The sequence below is a fragment of the Bdellovibrio bacteriovorus genome, from assembly GCF_001592735.1.
Lineage (GTDB): Bacteria > Bdellovibrionota > Bdellovibrionia > Bdellovibrionales > Bdellovibrionaceae > Bdellovibrio > Bdellovibrio bacteriovorus_D.
Genome location: NZ_LUKE01000001.1, coordinates 126620 through 146022 on the forward strand (window position 1 = coordinate 126620; position 19403 = coordinate 146022).

The window sequence follows — 19403 nt, forward strand, 5'->3', positions numbered from 1 at the left end:
TTTTAAAGATGGAACTTTGGATTGCGACCGGAAATAAAGGCAAACTTTCAGAATATAAACTTTTATTACGCGAACTTGCGGATTTAAAAATCTTTTCTCAAAGTGACATCGCGTCCTTCACTCCCCGCCCGGAAGACGGCAAAACCTTTGAAGACAATGCCCGTATTAAAGCTAAAACTTTGCATGCGGTGAAAAATAACGCCTATGTTTTAGGTGAAGATTCTGGCCTTGTGGTTGAGGGACTTAATGGTTTACCAGGAATTCATTCGGCTCGTTATGCTGGGCCTAAAGCTTCAGACAGCGAAAATGTTTCTAAGCTTTTAAAAATGATGACCTTAAAGCCCATGCAAAATCGCAATGCAAAATTTGTGGCCTCCGTGGTGGTTTACACCCCCACTGGTGAAGAATGGATTTTCACGGGCGAAATGAAGGGCACGATTGCTTCAAAACCGGCTGGGTTGCATGGTTTTGGCTATGACCCGGTGTTTATCCCCGAGGGACAAACCCAAACTTTGGCGGAACTGGGTGCGGGATACAAAAATCAACATTCGCACCGTACGCAAGCCACCAAACAGTTTTTGGCTAAACTTCAAGTTTAGTTATTTAACGAAAATCATGTTCCAGGCGCAAAGCGGATTTTTTTGTTTTTGGCATTAAGATCTGGGCAATGCGCTCTTTTTCTTTCATGCCATCGGCAAATCCAATATCTATCAATTGTCGACAGTAGCTGGGCGTAAAAAGCAGATAGCTCATCATCTCAGCCGACTCATCTAAAGACCCAGGGCCTTTTAATAAATATCTGATCATACGCGGCAGTTCGGATTTTCTTTTTGATGCGATTTCGGCAAAATCCACCGACGGTGAAATCCATAAATGTTCTATTTCATGCAAAGCCACGCGCGCGCGTTCTTTAGCACTCAGCAGACGATAATTTTTGTTGATGTTATCAAGTCGCTGCACATCAGCCTCAAGTCCGTCCATCATCACGGCGTTCATTAATACGTCAGCCACCCTAGATACGGTGGGAATTTCTTCGCCCTTGTTATGATGATACTTAAAACTTGTGTCCTGCCGACGGCGCACACCGATCGCGATTAATTTTTCCGCACCCATATAAATCGCCGGCCCACAGGGAGACTGATTGCGGATGCAGCCATCACCGTAATACCGCTCCCCGATTTTAATCGGTGGAAAAAGCAATGGAATCGCCGAAGAAGCCATAATGTGTTCGGGCCCTAGAATGGCGCGCTCACTGCGATGCATGCCGCGCTCCCAGGGGTGCAAGTCCTTGGCCCCTTGGAAAAACGTGACGGTCGAAATACTTTCGTATTCTAAGGCCGAAATGCCGACGGCGTGTAAAGTGCCTTTTTTAATTTTCTTTTCGATTTCTTCAAAATGGCATTTCTGCGACAGATACCCGTGCAAGGGCTGGGTACTTAAGAGCGAACGCAAGGCTTGATCTTTTTTCGAGCTACCCAAGGAAAGCTCTGTCATCCATTGCAAACCACCCCGCGAGAGCGCCATAAAGTCGGCATAAAATATTTGATCACTGTCAATATCCCGCCAGGAATCAGCCAAGCGCGTGGCACTTGTCACAAAATCATCTGACGTGGCCGCAAGCATCCCGACGTTAATCGCGCCGGCACTGACGCCGGAATAAATTTGAAAAGGATCTCGCACATGAATCTTTTGAGCGATATGTGCAATAGCAGCAAGCACGCCAGCCTGATAGGCTCCGCGAGCTCCTCCACCTGAAAGCACAAGACCTAAGCGGGACATACTTGCACCTCAATACCGATTATAGAAGCCTTGTCTTGGAGGGAAAATCTCGCAATCGTGTATCAGCTGAAATACAAATATTTAACACGGCGATGGACTAGACAACCGCAGGATCAGGCTATTTTCAGGTGAACTTTCATTTTTATGCCTAAGCGATCCAATTCGTCTTGGACCGCAAGTTGCACAAAAACAATTTCAGAATGACCTAAAGCTTTCGCAAACTTCTTGGCTCTTTCTACACTTACGACCTTAAGACCTTTTTCAATTTGGGAAAGATGGTTTTGAGAAATTCCAAGCTTTTTAGCGTACTGAACTTGGGTTTTCTCATCACTAAGGCGAAGAGCAGCAATTGCGCGGCCCAATGTCATAGGTCCTGATAACTTTTCGAAAAACTCTAAGGCATCGACATTTCTTTTAGCGGTAGTCATGTTTATTCACCTCAATAATTTCTATAAATTCAATTTCGCCATTATCTTTTATCTCATAAATGGCTCGATAAGATCGATTTAATCGAATGGATCGTTGCCTTCGGTGAACTCCCACTAGCGGCTCATCGTGGTATCCAGAAATCTTCCTCATCTCTGCAAGGCCCTTGGTTCGAACTCCAAAAACCCAAAGATGAAAGTTATCCCGCACATGATGCGGCAGCTTCGAAACTTGCTTTTGCGCTGTCCGAGACAGCTCAACAACATAAATCACAATATTACCTCATAGGTGATATTTAGTCAATAATGCAAAATATCGCCTGCGATCCTGGTACCAGGCTAAAACCCACGTATTTTCGATCACAATAACCACTAAAAACGAATAACGGACCAGACAGCCTCGACAACGCAGCCAATCGGGCATTTTTCACTGACCGCTTGAAAATAAGAAAGCCCTTTGTTACCGTTGCGAAACTGCACTTTTAACTCTAGGAGACTCACGAGTGATGAAGGGCCTAAAAATCTTTACAGCCAATTCCAATCCCAATTTAGCAAAACAAGTGGCTCAAGCTGCCGGTATCGAGCTTGGCTACTGCGAAGTCAGCACTTTTGCTGACGGCGAAATACAAGTTGAAATTCACGAGAGCGTTCGTGGACAACATGTCTTTGTTGTACAAAGTACATGTCCTCCGGTGAACCAAAGCTATATGGAGCTTTTCGTGATGCTCGACGCCTTACGCAGAGCCTCGGCGGCTTCGATCACGGCAGTCATCCCCTATTTCGGGTATGCTCGCCAGGATCGTAAAGTCGCTCCGCGGGCCCCGATCTCAGCCAAGCTTATGGCCGATCTGATCACGACGGCCGGCGCGGACCGGGTGGTTTCGGTCGATCTGCATGCCGCCCAAATCCAAGGATTTTTCAATGTTCCGGTGGACCATTTGTTCGCCATTCCGACTTTATCTCGGGCTTGGCGTGAAACCCATGGCGAGGGCGCTGAATTTGTCGCGGTGAGTCCAGACGCTGGTGGCGTTGAAAGAACCCGTGCTTTTGCCAAAAGAATCAATGCCTCCATTGCCATTATCGATAAACGCCGTTCCGGCCCTAATGAGGCAAAAGCCTTGCATTTAATTGGGGATGTTACGGGTAAAACCGCCGTGATCGTGGATGACATGATTGATACGGCGGGAACTCTTACACAAGCGGTTGACAGCCTCATAAAAAATGGTGCAAAACGTGTGTTCGCCGTAGCTACGCATGCCGTTTTATCCGGCCCTGCGATCTCTCGTTTGAAGGAAAGCCCTATTGAAAAAGTATGGGTCACCGACACGATTCCGTTATCGGAAGCCGGGGCGAAATGTGGAAAAATCGAAGTTGTTTCCGTAGCGCCCGTTTTGGCCGAAGCAATTAAGAGAATCCACGGGAATGACTCTGTCAGCTCGTTGTTTGATTAAACGGCGGACGCCGGCAGAGCGCAGGCGCCTTCGGGCGCCGGAGCTGAAGCAGTAACTCAATTCGCCGAAAGGCGAAACTTTATTAACAACCTTTCTATTGGACTAGAGGGAAAAAACATGAAAAACAGAATCGAACTTGATGTACAAGCTCGTGAAATCGGTAAACACAACAGCCGCACTCTTCGCACAAATCGCCAAGTGCCTGCGGTTATCTATGGCGCCGTTGAGCCTATCAACGTAGCAGTGGGTGAAAAAGAAATCGTAAAATTCAACACTCGCGCTTACGAAAATGCTCTTTTCACATTGAAAAGCCCCGTTAAGAACGCCAACGGTATCGTTGTTCTTATCAAATCCGTAGACGTACACCCTCTTTCACGTCGCCCACAACACGTTGACTTCTTTGCTCTTGATCTTAAAAAATCAGTTCGCGTTAACGTTGAGGTTCGTCTTGAAGGTAAACCAATTGGTTTGTCTGAAGGCGGTCTATTGAACGTCGTTCTTCGTTCTGTTGAGGTTGAAGTTCTTCCAACAGACATCCCAGAGTTCATCTCTGCAGACGTTTCTAACCTAGGCGTTGGCGATGCTCTTCACGTTTCTGATCTTAAAGTGACTGGTTCTACAAAAATCATCACGGGCGCAGAACAAACTATCGCCGTTGTTAACACGCAAGAAGAAGAAGTTGTTGCAGCTCCAGCTGCGGCTGCTGCTCCTGCCGCTGCGGCTGCCGCTCCAGCTGCTGCTGCTGCAAAAGCTCCAGCTAAAAAGTAATTTGACGCTCGCTTTAGCGAGGGTCCTAAAGACCTTCGCTAAAAAGAAAATCAAAAGTCCCGATGAAAATAATCAAAACCTCGGGACCGTTAAAAGGCAGCGCCAGCTGCCTTTTCTATTAAAGGCTTAGTTATGTGGTTGATTGTTGGTCTTGGAAATCCTGGTGGTGAATACAAACTCACTCGTCATAACATTGGCTTTATGGCCATTGATTATTTCATGCAAGGCTTGGGCAATCCGCCGATTAAAAATCAATTTAAGGCCGAAATCGCTCAAGTAAAATGGAAAGAGCATCAACTGATTTTCTGCAAACCGCAGACGTACATGAATCTGTCGGGTGAGTCCGTGCAACCCCTGATGGGCTTTTATAAAATTCCTTTGGATCACCTTATTGTCATTCATGACGATATCGATCAGCCTTTTAATCAAATGAAAATTCATAAAAACCGCGGTCATGGCGGCCATAACGGGATCAAAAGCATTTCTGGACTTATGGGCACCATGGACTACACCCGCCTTAAACTGGGTGTAGGACGACCTGAAAATCCTCAGCACAATGTCGCTGATTACGTTTTAGGGAAGTTTAGCAAAGAAGAATTTGAGAAAATGCCCGATTTCCTTAACAAGGGCATCGATGCCGTCGAAAGCATTATCCTCGACGGAGTTCAAAAAGCTTCGACAAAATTCAACGGGTAAGCTAGATTTAGCTGCTATTTTAATTCGTTTTTCTTAAGGGGTGCCTATGGCATTACAAGTCGGTATCGTTGGTCTTCCAAACGTTGGTAAAAGTACGCTATTCAACGCTTTAACTTCAGCTAAAGCGGAAGCCGCGAACTACCCTTTCTGTACGATTGATCCTAACGTGGGCGTAGTCACAGTTCCAGATCCCCGCATGGATAAAATCACGACGTTCATCAAACCTCAAAAAGTGATTCCGACGACGATGGAATTCGTGGATATCGCTGGTATCGTCAAAGGGGCTTCCCAAGGGGAAGGTTTAGGAAACCAATTTCTTTCACACATCCGTCAAACAGACGCGATCGTTCACGTGGTTCGTTGTTTTGATGACCCTAATATCGTGCACGTAGCCGGATCCGTAGATCCCATTCGCGATATTGAAATCATCAACACCGAGCTTTTGCTTGCCGATCTTGATTCGGTTGAAAAACGCCTGCAACGTATCGAAAAACAAGCGAAGAACTCCACTGATAAAAAACTAAAAGCCGAAGTGGAAGTGGCTAAAAAAGTTCAAGAAGCGTTGGGTAAGGGTTTACCAGCACGTTCAGTCACTTTGGATGAATTCGAAATGCCTTTGTTAAAAGAAATGCATTTGCTAACAGCAAAGCCCGTTCTTTACGCGATGAACGTTTCTGATTCTGATTTCGCCGCTGGCGGCAATGATTGGACAAAAGCTGTGATCGCGCGTGCGGCCGAAGAAAACAACAAAACCATCATGATCTGTTCGGCGATGGAAGCAGAGATTGCTTTATTGCCACCTGAAGATCGCGCTGATTTCTTAGCCGCCCTCGGCGCTGAAGAGCCCGGCTTAAATCGTTTGATCCGCGAAGCTTACACGCTTTTGGGCTTACAGACTTACTTCACCGCTGGTGAAAAAGAAGTTCGTGCTTGGACGATCCGGGCCAACACGAAAGCTCCACAAGCCGCTGGCGTCATTCATACTGATTTTGAAAAAGGATTTATCCGCGCTGAAACTTATCACTGCGAAGACCTTTTCAATTACAAATCTGAACAAGCCGTTAAAGACGCTGGTAAATACCGCGTGGAAGGTAAAGAGTACGTCGTAAAGGACGGTGATATTCTTTTCTTCCGTTTCAACGTTTAGTATTTACGTTGCCCCACTTCACCACCGCATCGGTTCTGCAATGAGTCAAGCGGTGGTGAAAATGTCCGTCCCTCGGACTTCACCTCGCCGCCGACCCATTCTCGCCAAACCTTTGGAGTTCACATGAATGAGTTATTAAAGCTTTCTGCGCTGGAATTAGCCGCTAAAATCTCTAAAAAAGAAGTCTCTCCTTCGGAAGTTTTAGAAACGCATATTGCGCGCATCGAAGAAGTAAATCCCCAATTAAACGCCATGGTCGAAAAGGATTTCGAGCGCGCGCGAGCGACGGCGGAAAAACAGACCGAAGAACTTACTAAGAATAACTCACGCTTGCCGCTGTTTTTTGGCGTCCCCATGACCGTAAAAGAAATGTTCGCCTATGAAGGCATGCGCCGAACTGGGGGCAGCATTCATCGTCGCCACTCGGTCAGTGACTATGATGCGACGATTTTATCCCGCCTGAAAGAGGCCGGCGCGAACCCCATGGGAAGCACCAACGTCCCTGAATTGGGATTTTGGTTTGAAACTTTCAATCCCGTCTATGGTCGTACCAATAACCCCTATGATCTGACTCGCACATGTGGTGGCAGCAGTGGTGGTGAAGGGGCGCTGATTGGTGCTGGCGCTTCGCCGATGGGTATTGGCAGCGATATCGGCGGCAGCATCCGCATGCCCGCATTTTTTTGCGGGATTGCGGGTCACAAGCCTTCACGTAAGTACTTGCCCCTAACGGGTCACTTTCCCTATACCAAAGACGGATTTACAAACTTAGCCGACGAAAAGTATCCGTTTACTTCAAGCGGCCCCATGGCACGTAAAAGTGCTGATCTGTACGCCATGATGAAAGTGATGATGGGAGCAGACCCCTTAGATCCGGCGACGGTGCCGGCGGATCTAGAAGAGATGACCCAAGAATGGGCCGGCAGAAAAATTCTTATTTGCCCATCCCCTTCTTTTCATTTAGCGCGCGGGACTGATAATGAACTTTCCCAAGTCGTGCGCAACTGCGGAAAGCTTTTTGAAGAACTCGGAGCGGACGTTGAAGAACTCGATCCAAGATTTTTTGTGCGCGCGACCGAACTGTGGTTTGCCGCCTTAAGCTCGACTCGCAATAAAAGTTTCTTTCAAACCCTAAAAGGCCAAAGCGAATCTTTTTCTTTTGGCGCCGAGTTTTTAAAAATCGCTTTGGGACGTGGTGATTACACTTTGCCGAATCTTTTTGTCGCTGCATCTGAGGCTTTTGACTTAGGCAAAAAAGATCTTTCAGAAGAACTCGCGGCGCTAGAAAAAATGCGCTTAGAATTAGATGAAAAACTGGGACCTGAAGGGCTTTTGTTATTACCACCTCACCCGCGCGTAGCGCCAAAGCATCGTGCGCCGCTGTGGTCGCCTTTTGATTTTATTTATACGGCGATTTTTACCACCACGGGGCATCCCGCATCAGTGGTACCAACAGGACTGACTCCGGATGGTTTGCCCTTGGGAGTTCAGATCATCGGGCCCTACGGCAAAGATCATTTAACATTGAGTTGTGCAGAGTTTTTAGAATCAATCTTTGGCGGCTGGGTGCCGCCCACAGGAATTTAACAGAATTATTGATGTGGCCTCTTAATGCTGGGCTTCGGGGACAGATGCAGATTCGTCGTCTGGAGTCGGTCCTTTTTTTGCCTCTTTTTCAAGATCCGCCCAGCTATCAAACGCTTCAATAATTTCTTCTTTGATTTTTTTATCTGTGATTTTATTGATTTCCGCCAAATAAGCTTTCTTGTTCACCTTGAAGTCGTCGTACACCGAATCCGTATTTGAATTCGCAAAATCCGTGTCAATCGTCGCGGCTAAAAAATCCACGATCACTTTGATTTGTTCGGCTTTTTCCGCTTTGCTAAGCTTTAATTGCTGAGTGTCATATAAAAGATTATTCGAAGCTGGCAAAAGTTCTACCTTTTGTTCTTTCGTCAGTTTGGCATCACGGAATTTAACGGCCAAGGCATTAAGCGCGGCTTTGCTTTCTTTCCAGTTTTTCGCTACTGGTGGCTCCGCGGGCTCGGCGGCGGCTGATTTAGGCGCTTTATTTTGAGCTTCGGCAAATGGAATGGCACCAAGAACAAAAATAATGGCCATAATGATCAAAGTCCATTTTTTCATCTTAGCCTCCGCAAGCGTTTTTCAATTTTTTAGAGCACGTCGGACACGAGTTGCCCATAATCATAATGCCTTTTAAAGGGCGGCATTTCGCGCCGTAAGCTTGTTGGATATTAAATTCCGGATTTCCATCGTAAAGCCAAGAGTTATTATTCACCTTTAGTTCGATGTGGCCGTAAACGTTTCCAAGACTTTGCTTGCAACGAGCCCCTTTTAATTTCGGACCGTAAACGAGGATTGAACCGGCTGGCGCATCTTTCGGAGTCATGCCTGGCTTATAAATATTTTTAAAACCCATTTTGGTCATGGTTGGAATAGTGTCTTTCGCATTCCCGTAACCACCACCCGGCCAAACTCCAGCGCGGTTTAATGACTGGCGAATCGCGTACTGGCATTTTCCTTTACCTTTACGACGTCCACCGTATTTATTTTTATGAACCCATTTTGCCGCAGAAACGATTTTATTAGTGATGCAATTTCCAAATCCACTCGCGGGATTTACAATATTCAAAACGTTTTGCGCTTGAGTTTGCGGATGATCATCTTTACTTACGCGGGAATCACCACTGCCGCACTCCTCACAATATCCACCTTCAGCCGAATCAGCGCGTTCGCCTACATACTTGCTGTGGATATAACCTTTTTGACCCGTGCTTAATTGAACTTTAGTCCACGAACCACGGGTTCCAAGAATATCAAAAAAATCACCCTTGGGAACTCCACTGATAACACGATAATTCATACCTGGGCCCGAACGGAAGTTCACCCCGGCTTTGGCTTCGCCAGTGCGGGGTCCTTGCGCGAACGCAACCGATCCCATCAGTCCAATAAGAAGAGTAAGAAGGTGTTTCATAATGAGATCGCGCATTTGTATATTCATGTTGTATTTCTAAAGCATGAAGTATGCCGCCCTCATTTGCAATGAATGGCTGTACATACGCTTCAAGTGTCCAGCTTTCACGTATCACCCGTGAGTCGCGACGATTTGCGCTGACAATCTTATTTTGAGATGTATTTAAGAGGATTTACTTTCGTCCCATTGACGTGCATTTCCAGATGCAGATGGGGACCGGTAGAGCGTCCCGTACTGCCCGACTTACCAATCGTGGTACCTAGACCTACATGGCTGCCAACGCGAACATTGGCGCTGCTAAGATGGGCATAAACGCTTCTTACACCATTTCCGTGATCAACGATCACGTGATTGCCCCAACCGCCGCCACAGCGCTTATCGCCCGTGCGGCAAGAGTTCTTTACTTGAACCACGGTCCCAGAACGAATGGCACCCACAGATGTTCCCGAACGGACGGCAAAATCAACGCCACCGTGATTTGAGGTCCGCCCCGTAAATGGGTCCTTACGACCCCCGAAGCGAGAGCGAATGGCTGCGTTCACGGGAAAGCTATATCCTGTTTTGCCGACTGGAAGCTTTTGTAACTGACCTTGATTTTGGCAAGTCGTACAAACTTCTTCCGCGCGGCCTTCGGTTTTTACCTGTTGGGCGTATTCATCAATTTCTTTCTTTGCATCATTTGCTGAAACCGGATTACGGTCCGCCAGCTCTAGTGGATTTAAACTGCCTTCGTTTTCTAATCCAGTCACATGCATCCAACCTTTTTGTCCCGTCGCGGTCACACGCACCGGCACCCATTGTCCTGAGGGCTGACCAATAACCTGAACCTCAGCATCATTCGGAATGCCGTCTAAAATGCGACCTTGAAACGATGGAGAAGCACGCAACCGAGCCCGCGTGTTTACGTTCACGGTAAGACGCATGGATTCGATTTCAGGGTACATGCGTTCCATGATGAAAGTAGGTCGTTGTTGAAGAGCTTGCTCCACGCCATCGGTTTCAGCACTTTTTACCACGGTGGCGCGATTTTCCGTCGTGTCACTGGAGGTTGCATAGCGCATGTAAATCCAACCATTACGCCATTCATTAGATTCATTTTGATAACGGATGGGCAACCAGTATTGCTTACCCGCACGTCCCGTCGAATGCAATCGCGCCGGTCCCGTCGCAAATACCGTATGACCATTAGGAATGGCCCCAATACGTTTGGCATTAGGTTTTTTTCTGACGTTAATACCGCGAGGAGCATCAATTAAGAATGGATCACCAGCTTCTATCGCAGCTTGGGCTTGAGGGATCATACCCAACACGCCAAACAGCAGAGGAATAATAAATATAGAAAGAAGCTTTCTCATAAGAGCTTAACAAAGCAAGGGGTGAGCCAAGTTGGTCAAAGCGTCTCAAATCGTTTCATGTTCTTAATTTATGGGTTTAACTGCGCGCATCCCTTTTAAAGGGATTTGAATATGTCCAAGACTTTGACAAGTGTAAAACCAAACCCAGCTCCTTTTATCCCCGATTAGGCAAAGATATAAAAAACACGGTCTTCTCTGGAGAGCTTTCAAACGTGATGGTGCCGTTGAGTTTCTGTACTAGCTTCTTAACCAGATAAAGCCCTAAGCCACTGCCTTCGGTGTTCTCTTTATGGAAACGTTTAAACATTCCAAAAACTTCCGTTTGTTTTTCAGCGGGAATACCTAAACCATTATCTTCGACCTGAATATAAAAATGGTGATCATCACTGTAAGTTCTGACACAAACGAGTTGGGTCGGTTTTTTGTAATCAACATACTTAATTGCGTTGGAAAGAAGATTGTCTAAAATCTGTGTAAATAACAAGGGCTGAGATTTCAGAGGTTTTGAGTGCGCCAGCATCTCTCGAATTTCAATATCATGATCTTTTGCCAGGCCCTGGAATTTCAGCCGTGCGGTAGATATCACCTCGGCTACGGAAATTTCTACGGCCGGCTCTTCGATATGGTCTGCCTTCGTAAGAGATAAAATATCTTCAAGCAATGACTTTAACTTATCTGAAAGCTTGATGATTTTTTCTGCGTTTTTTTTTACTTCCGCGATATCGCCGTTCGCCGCATCCTCCAAAATAAATTCCGCGAGCCCCCGCATCGAAATCAAAGGCGCTTTAAGATCGTGTGAAGTGCGGTACGAAAACTGCTGTAATTCTTCATTACGGGACATCAACCGCTGACGGTCTTTCACGCGCTCGGTGATATCCACAATAGAACTGATGACAAAAATTCCTTCGGGGCCGGCAAAAGGCCGTAAACCAATTTCGACGGGAAATTGACTGCCATCTTTACGACGAGCAAAAAGATCTCGCCCCACGCCCATGGGCCGCGGCACGGGTGAGTTCATAAATGATTTCACAAATGCAGGGTGACGTCCCCGAGTTTCAAGAGGGACTAAAAACTCAATGGGCTGTCCTAAGAGTTCAGCCTTGGTATAACCGAACATCCTTTCAGCTTGTTCATTTGCTAATATGATGACCCCCTTTTCATCGATCATGATCATGCCGTTGGGGGCCGCCTCCACGGCAGTTCGGAACTTTTCTTCGGCCTTCACCCGAGAGGTAATATCCAAAATGGAACTTACCACATACGTTTCGCCTTCCGATACAATCGGGTTCAATCCAACTTCAATAGGAAACTTAGACCCATCCCGACGCACACCAAAAAGATCTCGTCCCATCCCCATCGAACGAGATTGTGGATTTTCAAAAAAGCCCGTTCGCAATTTAGGATGCCGGTCACGGGATTCATGGGGTACCAGCATCTCTAAGTTCTGATTTTGCATGTCGTTTTTAGAATATCCAAAAAGTCGTTCTGCTTCGCGATTGACGTATTTCATCTTGCCATTACAATCGACCAAGATAAGCGCTAAGGGCGAACATTCAAAAATTTCTTGAAACAAGTTAGCTCCCGGTTTGCAGAAGATGTTGGATATCTTTTTTACCGATAGGTTTTACTAGATATCCCCGAGCAAAAGGAAAATCACCGGCTCTTTCTTTGTCCCCTTCGACGTCGGAGGAAGTGACAATCCAGATGTCCGGGGGCGGCACCGCAATGCAGTTTTTTTTACAGATTTTATCAAAGGCTTCTAAAAAATCAAAACCGCCCATCACAGGCATGTTTAAATCAAGCATCACCAAATCTGGAGTTATCTTTTCGGCCACACTTAAAGCTTCAAGATATTCCAACGCCTCTTTGCCACTGCCGCAACTTTTAATCGTTAAGTTCTTATCCATGGAACGCAGTTGCCGCTCTATCAGATAGACGTACGTCTCGTCGTCATCAACCACCAAAACGTTTTTCATATTGGCCCCACCCCTTACTAATCAATTAGAGGAGGTTGGCAAACAAAACAAATTATTATTTTGAAAGAAAATGGGTCCCCAGATTGTGAGGCCACTAGTGACGTAAACGATCAACCACAATGTGGACACTCCACACCGTTAAAAAAAGAATCAACGAAGGAAATAAGATCAAGTGGGGAAAGCTGGATAAGGTCTTCCACCCTTCGCGCACTAGGATTCCCCAACTGGTGAAGGGTGGATGAATGCCCAGGCCGATAAAGCTCATAAAGCTTTCATACAGAATGTTTGCTGGCACCTGCAAGGCCATCATGACCAGCAATGTGCTTAACATATTCGGTAAGACATGTTGTTTTAAGATGCGCCACGGAGTCGCGCCTAAGGCTTCCGCCGCTTCGATATAAGGTTTGCGCAAAATTTCTTGCACCATGCCCCGACTGACGCGCGCCATGCTCATCCAGTGAGACGCACAGATGCCCACGCAAAGACTGATCAATGCTTTAGCGATGCCTTCTTCCAAAGGCAAAAGCAAGTTGAGTGACAAACAGAGCACCGCCACCAAAATAAAACTGGGCAAGGCCATTAAGATATCACACACCCGCATCAGGACCCGATCCACCCCACCGTCATTCCATCCGGCGATGGCGCCATAAATAAAACCAAAAATGGCCGAGACAATGGCGCACACCACGCCCACAAAAATAGAAATTCTTGCACCCAATAAAACGCGAGAAAAAAGGTCGCGCCCCAAGGTGTCCGTACCAAACCAATGTTGCAGGCTGGGGCCTTGCAAAATAAGTTCGACGTTCTGTTGTAAGGGATCTGTCCCCACCCACGGAGACACCATCATCAAAATGACAAGGATACTTAAAAAACTGACCGCAAGCTTAAAAGACATCTTTGTCATGCTTTTTCTCGCAATCGGGGATCAATGACTTTGACTAAAAGATCTAAAAGCGAATTGATCGTGATCAAAAAGAAACCGTAAAAAAATGTCGCCCCCGCGATCAATGTGTAATCTCGATCATTGATCGCGGACAAGAACTCGGTTCCTAATCCGGGAATGGCAAAAAGCATTTCTACTAAAACCGAGCCCGAAAGAATAGAAACACATAACGGTCCCAGATAGCTCAAAAACGGGATCATTGAATTTCTTAATACATGGTGGATTAAGACGCGCCACGGACTTAAACCTTTGGCCTTCGCTGTGCGCACGTAATCAAAGCGCTCGTTCTCTTCTAAAGAATTCTTTAAAAGACGGGTCAGTGAAGCCAGGGGCCTGGCACTTAAAGTGATCACCGGTAAAATGTAATGCCATGGGGTCAAAAGCAAGGCCACGGGCAAAAGATTAAAATAAAATCCAAAAAAATAAATCAGAAGCGGACCCCAAAATAAGCTTGGCAACGCAATCAATGCAATAAGCACTTGATCCGTCGCCCCTTCAAACCATGACCCGCGATAGCGCATAGTAAGAACAGATAATATCAACGCCCCCAGGACAATAATGAGCAACGCAATGGCATTTAAAGTGAGCGTGTTTTTAAGGCTAAAAAAAAGGATCTCGCTCACTCGGCGGTCGGGGCGCGCCATCGAAACACCTAAATCTCCTTGCGCCACGGAAGCGATATAAGAAGCACCTTGAATATACCAAGGCTCATCCAAGCGCCATTCTTGGCGCAGCTGAGCTTGAACCGCGGGGTCTAAAGTTCGTTCCTCATCAAAAGGAGCACCAGGTAAAAACTTAAGCAGGAAAAACGTTAACGTCGCTAGGAACACCAGCGACGTTAACGTTTCAAAGATTTTTTCTAGCACGTACCGCAAAACACCTTGGTTCAAATGTCATCCCAATTTTCTTTCCCTGCAAGTTCTGTCGGCATTTTCACCGGCAAAGTGTCAGACATATAAGGGAAGAGATCTTTTTTATTGCCATAAAGTTGAGAATAAACATACGCATTTGAAACCACGCGCTTGACGTAATTGCGCGTTTCTAAGAATGGAATATGTTCAATAAACTCATCTGTTTCTAAGTTACCAAAACTGACCAACCAGTTTTTCACGCGATGAGGTCCCGCATTGTATCCCGCCGCCACAAGGGGGATCGTATTATCAAACTTATCCATCATACGCTTTAAGTACTTAGAACCAAACTTCACCGAAGTCTCAGGCTGCAACAACATCGGAACTTTAAAATCTTTTTCACCCACTAAAGTGGCCACTTTATGACCCGTAAACGGCATCACCTGCATCAAACCCAAAGCACCCACGGGTGAAATGGCATCGCGACGGTATTGGGTTTCCGCACGCATGATACCCCACACGAGTTCTTGAGGAACCGAATAGCTTTTCGTGTATTTATCGACATACTGAGAATAGGCTTTCGGATAAGCCGCTTCCCAAAGCGACTTCCCTGCTTCTAAACCTTGGGCGGCACGCTGGCTGCCAAAAGTAATTTGGGCAATATATGACGAGCGATTGAAGTTTTCCGCCAGGCTGTATTCGGACATCAAAGTTTTTAAGTATTCACGATTCGATGTTTTGCGTTCGATATCATAAAGGTCCCAGCGCACCCAATCCATTTCACCTAACTGACTCATCGTGCGGGCGCGCTCAAAACGTTTGGCAAGTAACGGACTCGCAAAAGACGTTTGCACTTCCGGGGCTTCAGAAGAAGGAGCGTCCTCACCTTCGGCGACTTCCACTGATTTTAAATCAGGATTGTCTTCAGATTCAGCTTCTTCATTTTCGCCCTTTTCGTCATCGGCAGAATATTGGGTCAGAATCAGCGTGTCTTCAGATTCCGATTCATCACCGGTATAATCCGCGGCATAGGCTGGCATTAAGAACTCACTGGCTGAAAATCTTGAGATCACACGCGGCTGCACCGGCAAAGAGGTCTGCAAAAGTTTGGGAGTGGCTTTAAACTCTTCCATCTTTTTGAGACGAGCTTGGGCGGCAATAGCGTAATAACCTAACAAAGGATCTTTTGAAAGTTTACCCATGATGGCTTTGGCCGGCTCAACTTTGCCTTGGCGGAAAAGGCTCATCGCCATCCAATAAGATACGCGATCTTGAGGGAAGGACTTCCAACCTCTTTGATTTTTTCTTTTTTGCGTGCTCATCGCCGCAAAATCTTTATAAGCACCTTGATAGTCACCTTTAAGATACTTTAGCCATGATAGGTGCCACTGAGCATCGCGATTTAATCCCGACTTGGGATACACTTTCATGAACTCTTGGAAACGGCGAGCGGCCCCATCATAATCTTGGAACTGATAGCTTAAAAAAGCGGACTGATACAAAGCTTGACGACCCGTTTTTGAACGCGGGCTTAATTTGTACGCGGAATAATAAGATCCCACGGCCAACTGCACTTCACCGGCGCGTGCGGCGGCGGAACCAAACAAAATCAAATAATCAAAATCTCTTTTTTTGTTTTCATAGTACGGCTTTAAAAGAGCCACGGCCTTAGCCATCTCGCCTTCTTGTAAGAAGAACTGCGCCTGCAATTTATCAGCAGAGTATTTGTCCGTTTTAGCTAGTTTCTCTTTTAAAACATTGATCTCCCCTTGGGCTTTTTGATCCAGTCCCGCCCAAAGAAGATAACGAACACGCGTGCGGAAATCCTCAGTCGTAGCTTGGCAGTCCGTAGGCTTTCCGTCGAATTCATTTTTAGCTAAGTCCACACCCCAGTCCGAAACTTTGGCAAAGTTCGGATAACGTTCGTAAAGCTTTACTAAAGATTTACATTTTGGCCCGTGGTGATTCATCCCTTTTTCAGCTAAAGCCAAATTATAGATCACCTCGGGATAGTCTTCGGTATTACGCGTGCGCTTTTCTAATTTTTTGAAATGCGTCAATGCCAGTTTATAATTCTTCTTTTCTAAAGCCACTTGACCCAGCAAGTTGCTGGCTTCAATAGACATCTTCACATTTGGTGAAAGATCTAAAACCTTTTTTAGCTCTTTTTCGGCTTCATCGATTTTTTGAGTCTTCATATATGACTCAGCTAGATAAAAACGCACGTACTCTTCTAGAGACCCCGGGTCTTTAAGCATAGATTCAAAAAGAGGAATCGCTTCCGCATATTTTTCGGCGCGATACTGCCCTAAAGCGTTTTTAAACGAATCTAAGTTCTTATCCTTCGAAGTTTCCTTGCTGCTCTGAGCTCCGGCTGTGGACGCTAAAAGCAAAGACATGACGATGCACTTCAGTGCTGATTTCTTCATATGTACAATCCTTGTAACTCTCATCCAACAATGATACCGAATATCTATGGCAAAATCGAAAACTAAAACGATCTATACCTGTCAAAATTGCGGCGCCCAAAGACCAAAGTGGGAGGGCAAGTGTTCCGACTGCGGGGCCTGGAACTCTTACGTCGAAGAATTGCAGCTTCCAGAGGTTAAAACTCGAGGTTGGTCTACGACGCCAACCGAAAAAGCGACGGCTTCTAGCAAACCGATCTCGCTAGACCAAAGTATTGAGGCAATCAAATTGGATCGTTTTGACACGGGATATGAAGAGCTGAACCGCGTCTTAGGCGGGGGTCTTGCCCGCGGCAGTTTCGTTTTGCTGGGCGGCTCCCCTGGCATCGGGAAGTCCACGCTGCTTTTACAAATGGCCGGGGGACTGGCCAATAACAAGCAAAAGGTTTTGTACATTTCAGGTGAAGAAAGTGTGTCGCAAACAGGCTCCCGTGCTCATCGTTTGGGCATTCGCTCGCCTTTAATTGAAATCGGCTGCGAGTCGAATCTGCACACCATCATGGACCTGGCTCGTCACAAGCAGCCGGATGTTTTGGTTGTCGACTCCATCCAAACTATGTATTTGCCGGATCTGCCCGCAGCCCCCGGATCCGTATCTCAGGTGCGTGAATCCGCGGGACATCTGATGGGACTGGCCAAACAAGAAAACATCACGGTCATCCTTATTGGTCACGTCACTAAAGATGGTAACATCGCCGGCCCTAAAGTTTTAGAGCACATGGTGGACTGCGTTCTTTCGTTTGATGGTGATGCCTCTTATAATTTCCGTTTGCTGCGTGCTTTGAAAAATCGCTTTGGTGCGGCTCACGAACTGGGTGTTTTCCAAATGAACAACAAAGGCTTAGAAGAAGTTTCGAATCCTTCAGAGCTGTTCTTAGAAGAGCGGGGCAATCAACTCGTTGGCTCGGCCGTTTTTGCGTCGATGGAAGGCACAAGACCTTTGCTTTGTGAAGTTCAAGCACTGACTTTATCAAGCCCGATGGCGATGCCTCGTCGAACTTCGCTGGGTATTGATGTGAATCGTCTGCATTTACTGGCTGCCGTTTTAGATCGCCACCTCGATGTGCGCCTTTCTACCAACGATATTTTTATCAATGTCGTGGGCGGGCTTAAACTTGTGGAACCTGCGGCCGACCTGGCCGTTGCGGCCGCGATTATTTCTACGACTCGAAATCGCGATTTAGATGCCAAAACGTGCTTTTTTGGAGAGATCGGTTTGACCGGCGAAGTCCGTGGCGTTTCTTTTGTTGAAAATCGAATTCGCGAAGCCGACAAGCTGGGCTTTTTGCATTTCGTGATCCCTTATTCTAATAAGAAACACCTTGAAGACGTTAAACTTTCTAAAGATAAGCAGATTTCATTTGTCAAAAACGTCAACGATCTGAGTAAATTGATTTAGCAGTGACTTTTAGAACAAGGACGTTTTCATGAGTGACCACACCGCGATTCAAAAAGAAAGCTATAAGCCTGGCGATTTTATTTTCTTTGAAGGAGATATCGAAAACCATTTTTATATCGTTGAAAATGGCGTGGTCTCTATCTTCACCAAAGATAACACGGGAAAGAAGATTCCAATTTCTGAAATCGTCGATGGTGAATCTTTTGGCGAATTTGCGTTGATTTCAAATTCTCCCCGTTCAGCCACGGCCCAAGCCATGACGGATGTCAATCTGGTCAAAGTTTCTGAAGAAGGTTTTAAAGAGCTGATGGCGGATCTTCCCCCCTGGGCGGAATCCATGCTGAAGTCTTTCGTGGAACGCCTGCAAAATATGACCGAAAAAATCCGCGAACTTGAGTTAGAAAAAACTCGCAGAAATTCTTAACAAAAAGACCTTCTATTTGCTCTTTTTTACGACTTCGCTGGGTATTTTAAAAACAACTCGCGCTGTAAATCCATCATCAGGCTGAGCAGCCGATTTTCTAAAATATGGTCCACGTTTAAAAATTGCACACCCACGACCTGCGCCTGATCATTTTTTTGAGTGAAGCGCACTTCCACTTCAAACTCCATAGGCCGACGACTGCCTAAACGTAAAGAACCTTTTAAAACTTCGCCCATGCGAAAATCAGGATGCGTCAGCGGGGCTTCAAGCTTAAGGCCGCCGGCGCTGATGTCTTTCACTTTACAGTCGACAAAAAACTTTTTTCCTTCGTGAGACATCAAAATATAAACGGCGGGATATTTTGGCGGAATGACCAGACGAGCATTCGCGCGACGCTGCAACTGAAACAGATCACCGCCAATTTGCAGGACGGCCCAGCCCGATTCAAAGGCAAGTTCTGACTGCATGAAATAGCGTTCATTTTTAAAATTAAAATTTATTAAAACTTTTTGCGCCTGGGTTACTCCTTTAGAATCTTCCGTGTGATGACATAAAAGGGTTTCATCTTTTTCAGTTTGTACGGCAATCAAATGAAAGGCGGTCTCGTGTTCGGAACCCTTTACCGAAATCTGACAACGATCTTCGGCCATTTCACGAAAGATCATCTTTCTTTCTGAAACTGCGACTCGTTTAAAGATCAATTCACCCGGCTGTCCCGTCACCATG

The 19403-nt window shown here is 46.2% G+C and carries 20 protein-coding genes; 8 read left to right on the forward strand and 12 right to left on the reverse strand.

Features of this window, described 5'->3' with window-relative positions:
* Positions 1-8: 8 nt before the first annotated feature.
* The gene (gene rdgB, locus AZI86_RS00585; RefSeq protein ID WP_061833154.1) at positions 9-599 is read left to right on the forward strand and encodes an RdgB/HAM1 family non-canonical purine NTP pyrophosphatase; all 591 of its coding nucleotides are present in this window, start codon (positions 9-11) and stop codon (positions 597-599) included.
* A gap of 4 nt (positions 600-603) precedes the next feature.
* Here the strand turns inward: rdgB and AZI86_RS00590 are convergent, their stop codons facing one another.
* From AZI86_RS00590 to AZI86_RS19480, 3 genes are all read right to left on the reverse strand, one after another.
* On the reverse strand, positions 604-1779 hold the full coding sequence (locus tag AZI86_RS00590) for a patatin-like phospholipase family protein (RefSeq protein WP_061833155.1): 1176 nt from the start codon (positions 1777-1779) through the stop codon (positions 604-606).
* 113 nt (positions 1780-1892) lie between these two features.
* A complete protein-coding gene (locus tag AZI86_RS00595) occupies positions 1893-2207 on the reverse strand; it encodes a helix-turn-helix domain-containing protein (RefSeq protein ID WP_061833156.1) in 315 nt (104 codons plus the stop codon).
* Positions 2194-2478 (reverse strand): type II toxin-antitoxin system RelE family toxin, encoded by a 285-nt coding sequence (locus AZI86_RS19480; protein WP_081111732.1) that lies wholly within the window; start codon positions 2476-2478, stop codon positions 2194-2196. The genes AZI86_RS00595 and AZI86_RS19480 overlap by 14 nt, the downstream gene beginning before the upstream one ends.
* A 232-nt stretch (positions 2479-2710) precedes the next feature.
* Here AZI86_RS19480 and AZI86_RS00605 point away from each other — a divergent pair, with 232 nt between their 5' ends.
* The 5 genes from AZI86_RS00605 to AZI86_RS00625 all read left to right on the forward strand — a co-directional run bounded on the left by AZI86_RS00605 (position 2711) and on the right by AZI86_RS00625 (position 7853).
* On the forward strand, positions 2711-3655 hold the full coding sequence (locus tag AZI86_RS00605; protein ID WP_172798005.1) for a ribose-phosphate diphosphokinase: 945 nt from the start codon (positions 2711-2713) through the stop codon (positions 3653-3655).
* 117 nt (positions 3656-3772) lie between these two features.
* Complete coding sequence (locus AZI86_RS00610; protein ID WP_061833158.1) at positions 3773-4423, forward strand: 50S ribosomal protein L25; 651 nt, start codon at positions 3773-3775, stop codon at positions 4421-4423.
* Between the two features lie 132 nt (positions 4424-4555).
* Entirely contained in the window at positions 4556-5119 is a 564-nt protein-coding gene (gene pth / locus AZI86_RS00615; protein WP_061833159.1) for an aminoacyl-tRNA hydrolase, read from the forward strand.
* A gap of 46 nt (positions 5120-5165) precedes the next feature.
* Positions 5166-6266 (forward strand): redox-regulated ATPase YchF, encoded by a 1101-nt coding sequence (gene ychF, locus AZI86_RS00620; protein ID WP_061833160.1) that lies wholly within the window; start codon positions 5166-5168, stop codon positions 6264-6266.
* Between the two features lie 123 nt (positions 6267-6389).
* Positions 6390-7853, forward strand: a complete 1464-nt coding sequence (locus AZI86_RS00625) for an amidase (RefSeq protein WP_061833161.1) — start codon at positions 6390-6392, stop codon at positions 7851-7853.
* 21 nt (positions 7854-7874) lie between these two features.
* On the opposite strand, the gene AZI86_RS00630 is transcribed toward AZI86_RS00625, so the two are convergent.
* From AZI86_RS00630 to AZI86_RS00665, 8 genes are all read right to left on the reverse strand, one after another.
* Positions 7875-8411, reverse strand: a complete 537-nt coding sequence (locus AZI86_RS00630; protein WP_061833162.1) for a hypothetical protein — start codon at positions 8409-8411, stop codon at positions 7875-7877.
* A gap of 1 nt (position 8412) precedes the next feature.
* Positions 8413-9288 (reverse strand): SH3 domain-containing protein, encoded by an 876-nt coding sequence (locus AZI86_RS00635; protein WP_081111733.1) that lies wholly within the window; start codon positions 9286-9288, stop codon positions 8413-8415.
* A gap of 119 nt (positions 9289-9407) precedes the next feature.
* On the reverse strand, positions 9408-10616 hold the full coding sequence (locus AZI86_RS00640) for a peptidoglycan DD-metalloendopeptidase family protein (protein ID WP_081111734.1): 1209 nt from the start codon (positions 10614-10616) through the stop codon (positions 9408-9410).
* Between the two features lie 154 nt (positions 10617-10770).
* Positions 10771-12189 (reverse strand): sensor histidine kinase, encoded by a 1419-nt coding sequence (locus AZI86_RS00645; protein ID WP_061833165.1) that lies wholly within the window; start codon positions 12187-12189, stop codon positions 10771-10773.
* A 1-nt stretch (position 12190) separates the two neighbouring features.
* A complete protein-coding gene (locus tag AZI86_RS00650) occupies positions 12191-12592 on the reverse strand; it encodes a response regulator (protein WP_061833166.1) in 402 nt (133 codons plus the stop codon).
* A gap of 94 nt (positions 12593-12686) precedes the next feature.
* A complete protein-coding gene (locus tag AZI86_RS00655; protein ID WP_061833167.1) occupies positions 12687-13496 on the reverse strand; it encodes an ABC transporter permease in 810 nt (269 codons plus the stop codon).
* Positions 13493-14425: an ABC transporter permease gene (locus AZI86_RS00660; RefSeq protein WP_253715516.1), complete on the reverse strand. Its 933-nt coding sequence runs from the start codon at positions 14423-14425 to the stop codon at positions 13493-13495. Before AZI86_RS00660 ends, AZI86_RS00655 begins: the two co-directional genes overlap by 4 nt.
* The gene (locus AZI86_RS00665; RefSeq protein ID WP_061833168.1) at positions 14422-16815 is read right to left on the reverse strand and encodes a transglycosylase SLT domain-containing protein; all 2394 of its coding nucleotides are present in this window, start codon (positions 16813-16815) and stop codon (positions 14422-14424) included. The genes AZI86_RS00660 and AZI86_RS00665 overlap by 4 nt, the downstream gene beginning before the upstream one ends.
* 46 nt (positions 16816-16861) lie before the next feature.
* On the opposite strand from AZI86_RS00665, the gene radA reads away from it, so the two are divergent.
* Together radA and AZI86_RS00675 are read left to right on the forward strand one after the other, a co-directional pair.
* Entirely contained in the window at positions 16862-18253 is a 1392-nt protein-coding gene (radA, locus tag AZI86_RS00670) for a DNA repair protein RadA (protein ID WP_061833169.1), read from the forward strand.
* A 28-nt stretch (positions 18254-18281) separates the two neighbouring features.
* A complete protein-coding gene (locus tag AZI86_RS00675; protein ID WP_061833170.1) occupies positions 18282-18677 on the forward strand; it encodes a Crp/Fnr family transcriptional regulator in 396 nt (131 codons plus the stop codon).
* 26 nt (positions 18678-18703) lie between these two features.
* Here AZI86_RS00675 and AZI86_RS00680 read toward each other — a convergent pair whose 3' ends face one another.
* Positions 18704-19402 (reverse strand): PilZ domain-containing protein, encoded by a 699-nt coding sequence (locus AZI86_RS00680; RefSeq protein WP_061833171.1) that lies wholly within the window; start codon positions 19400-19402, stop codon positions 18704-18706.
* Position 19403: the final 1 nt, after the last annotated feature.

Bases quoted from the DNA above. Each gene is read 5' to 3' on its own strand.
- rdgB (WP_061833154.1), top strand. From the start codon at position 9: ATGGAACTTTGGATTGCGACCGGAAATAAAGGCAAACTTTCAGAATAT.
- AZI86_RS00650 (WP_061833166.1), bottom strand. From the start codon at position 12,592: ATGAAAAACGTTTTGGTGGTTGATGACGACGAGACGTACGTCTATCTG.
- ychF (WP_061833160.1), top strand. From the start codon at position 5,166: ATGGCATTACAAGTCGGTATCGTTGGTCTTCCAAACGTTGGTAAAAGT.
- AZI86_RS00655 (WP_061833167.1), bottom strand. From the start codon at position 13,496: ATGACAAAGATGTCTTTTAAGCTTGCGGTCAGTTTTTTAAGTATCCTT.
- AZI86_RS00640 (WP_081111734.1), bottom strand. From the start codon at position 10,616: ATGAGAAAGCTTCTTTCTATATTTATTATTCCTCTGCTGTTTGGCGTG.
- AZI86_RS00590 (WP_061833155.1), bottom strand. From the start codon at position 1,779: ATGTCCCGCTTAGGTCTTGTGCTTTCAGGTGGAGGAGCTCGCGGAGCC.
- AZI86_RS00595 (WP_061833156.1), bottom strand. From the start codon at position 2,207: ATGACTACCGCTAAAAGAAATGTCGATGCCTTAGAGTTTTTCGAAAAG.
- AZI86_RS00625 (WP_061833161.1), top strand. From the start codon at position 6,390: ATGAATGAGTTATTAAAGCTTTCTGCGCTGGAATTAGCCGCTAAAATC.
- AZI86_RS00675 (WP_061833170.1), top strand. From the start codon at position 18,282: ATGAGTGACCACACCGCGATTCAAAAAGAAAGCTATAAGCCTGGCGAT.
- AZI86_RS00610 (WP_061833158.1), top strand. From the start codon at position 3,773: ATGAAAAACAGAATCGAACTTGATGTACAAGCTCGTGAAATCGGTAAA.
- AZI86_RS00635 (WP_081111733.1), bottom strand. From the start codon at position 9,288: ATGAATATACAAATGCGCGATCTCATTATGAAACACCTTCTTACTCTT.
- AZI86_RS00605 (WP_172798005.1), top strand. From the start codon at position 2,711: ATGAAGGGCCTAAAAATCTTTACAGCCAATTCCAATCCCAATTTAGCA.
- pth (WP_061833159.1), top strand. From the start codon at position 4,556: ATGTGGTTGATTGTTGGTCTTGGAAATCCTGGTGGTGAATACAAACTC.
- AZI86_RS00630 (WP_061833162.1), bottom strand. From the start codon at position 8,411: ATGAAAAAATGGACTTTGATCATTATGGCCATTATTTTTGTTCTTGGT.
- radA (WP_061833169.1), top strand. From the start codon at position 16,862: ATGGCAAAATCGAAAACTAAAACGATCTATACCTGTCAAAATTGCGGC.
- AZI86_RS00665 (WP_061833168.1), bottom strand. From the start codon at position 16,815: ATGAAGAAATCAGCACTGAAGTGCATCGTCATGTCTTTGCTTTTAGCG.
- AZI86_RS00680 (WP_061833171.1), bottom strand. From the start codon at position 19,402: ATGGTGACGGGACAGCCGGGTGAATTGATCTTTAAACGAGTCGCAGTT.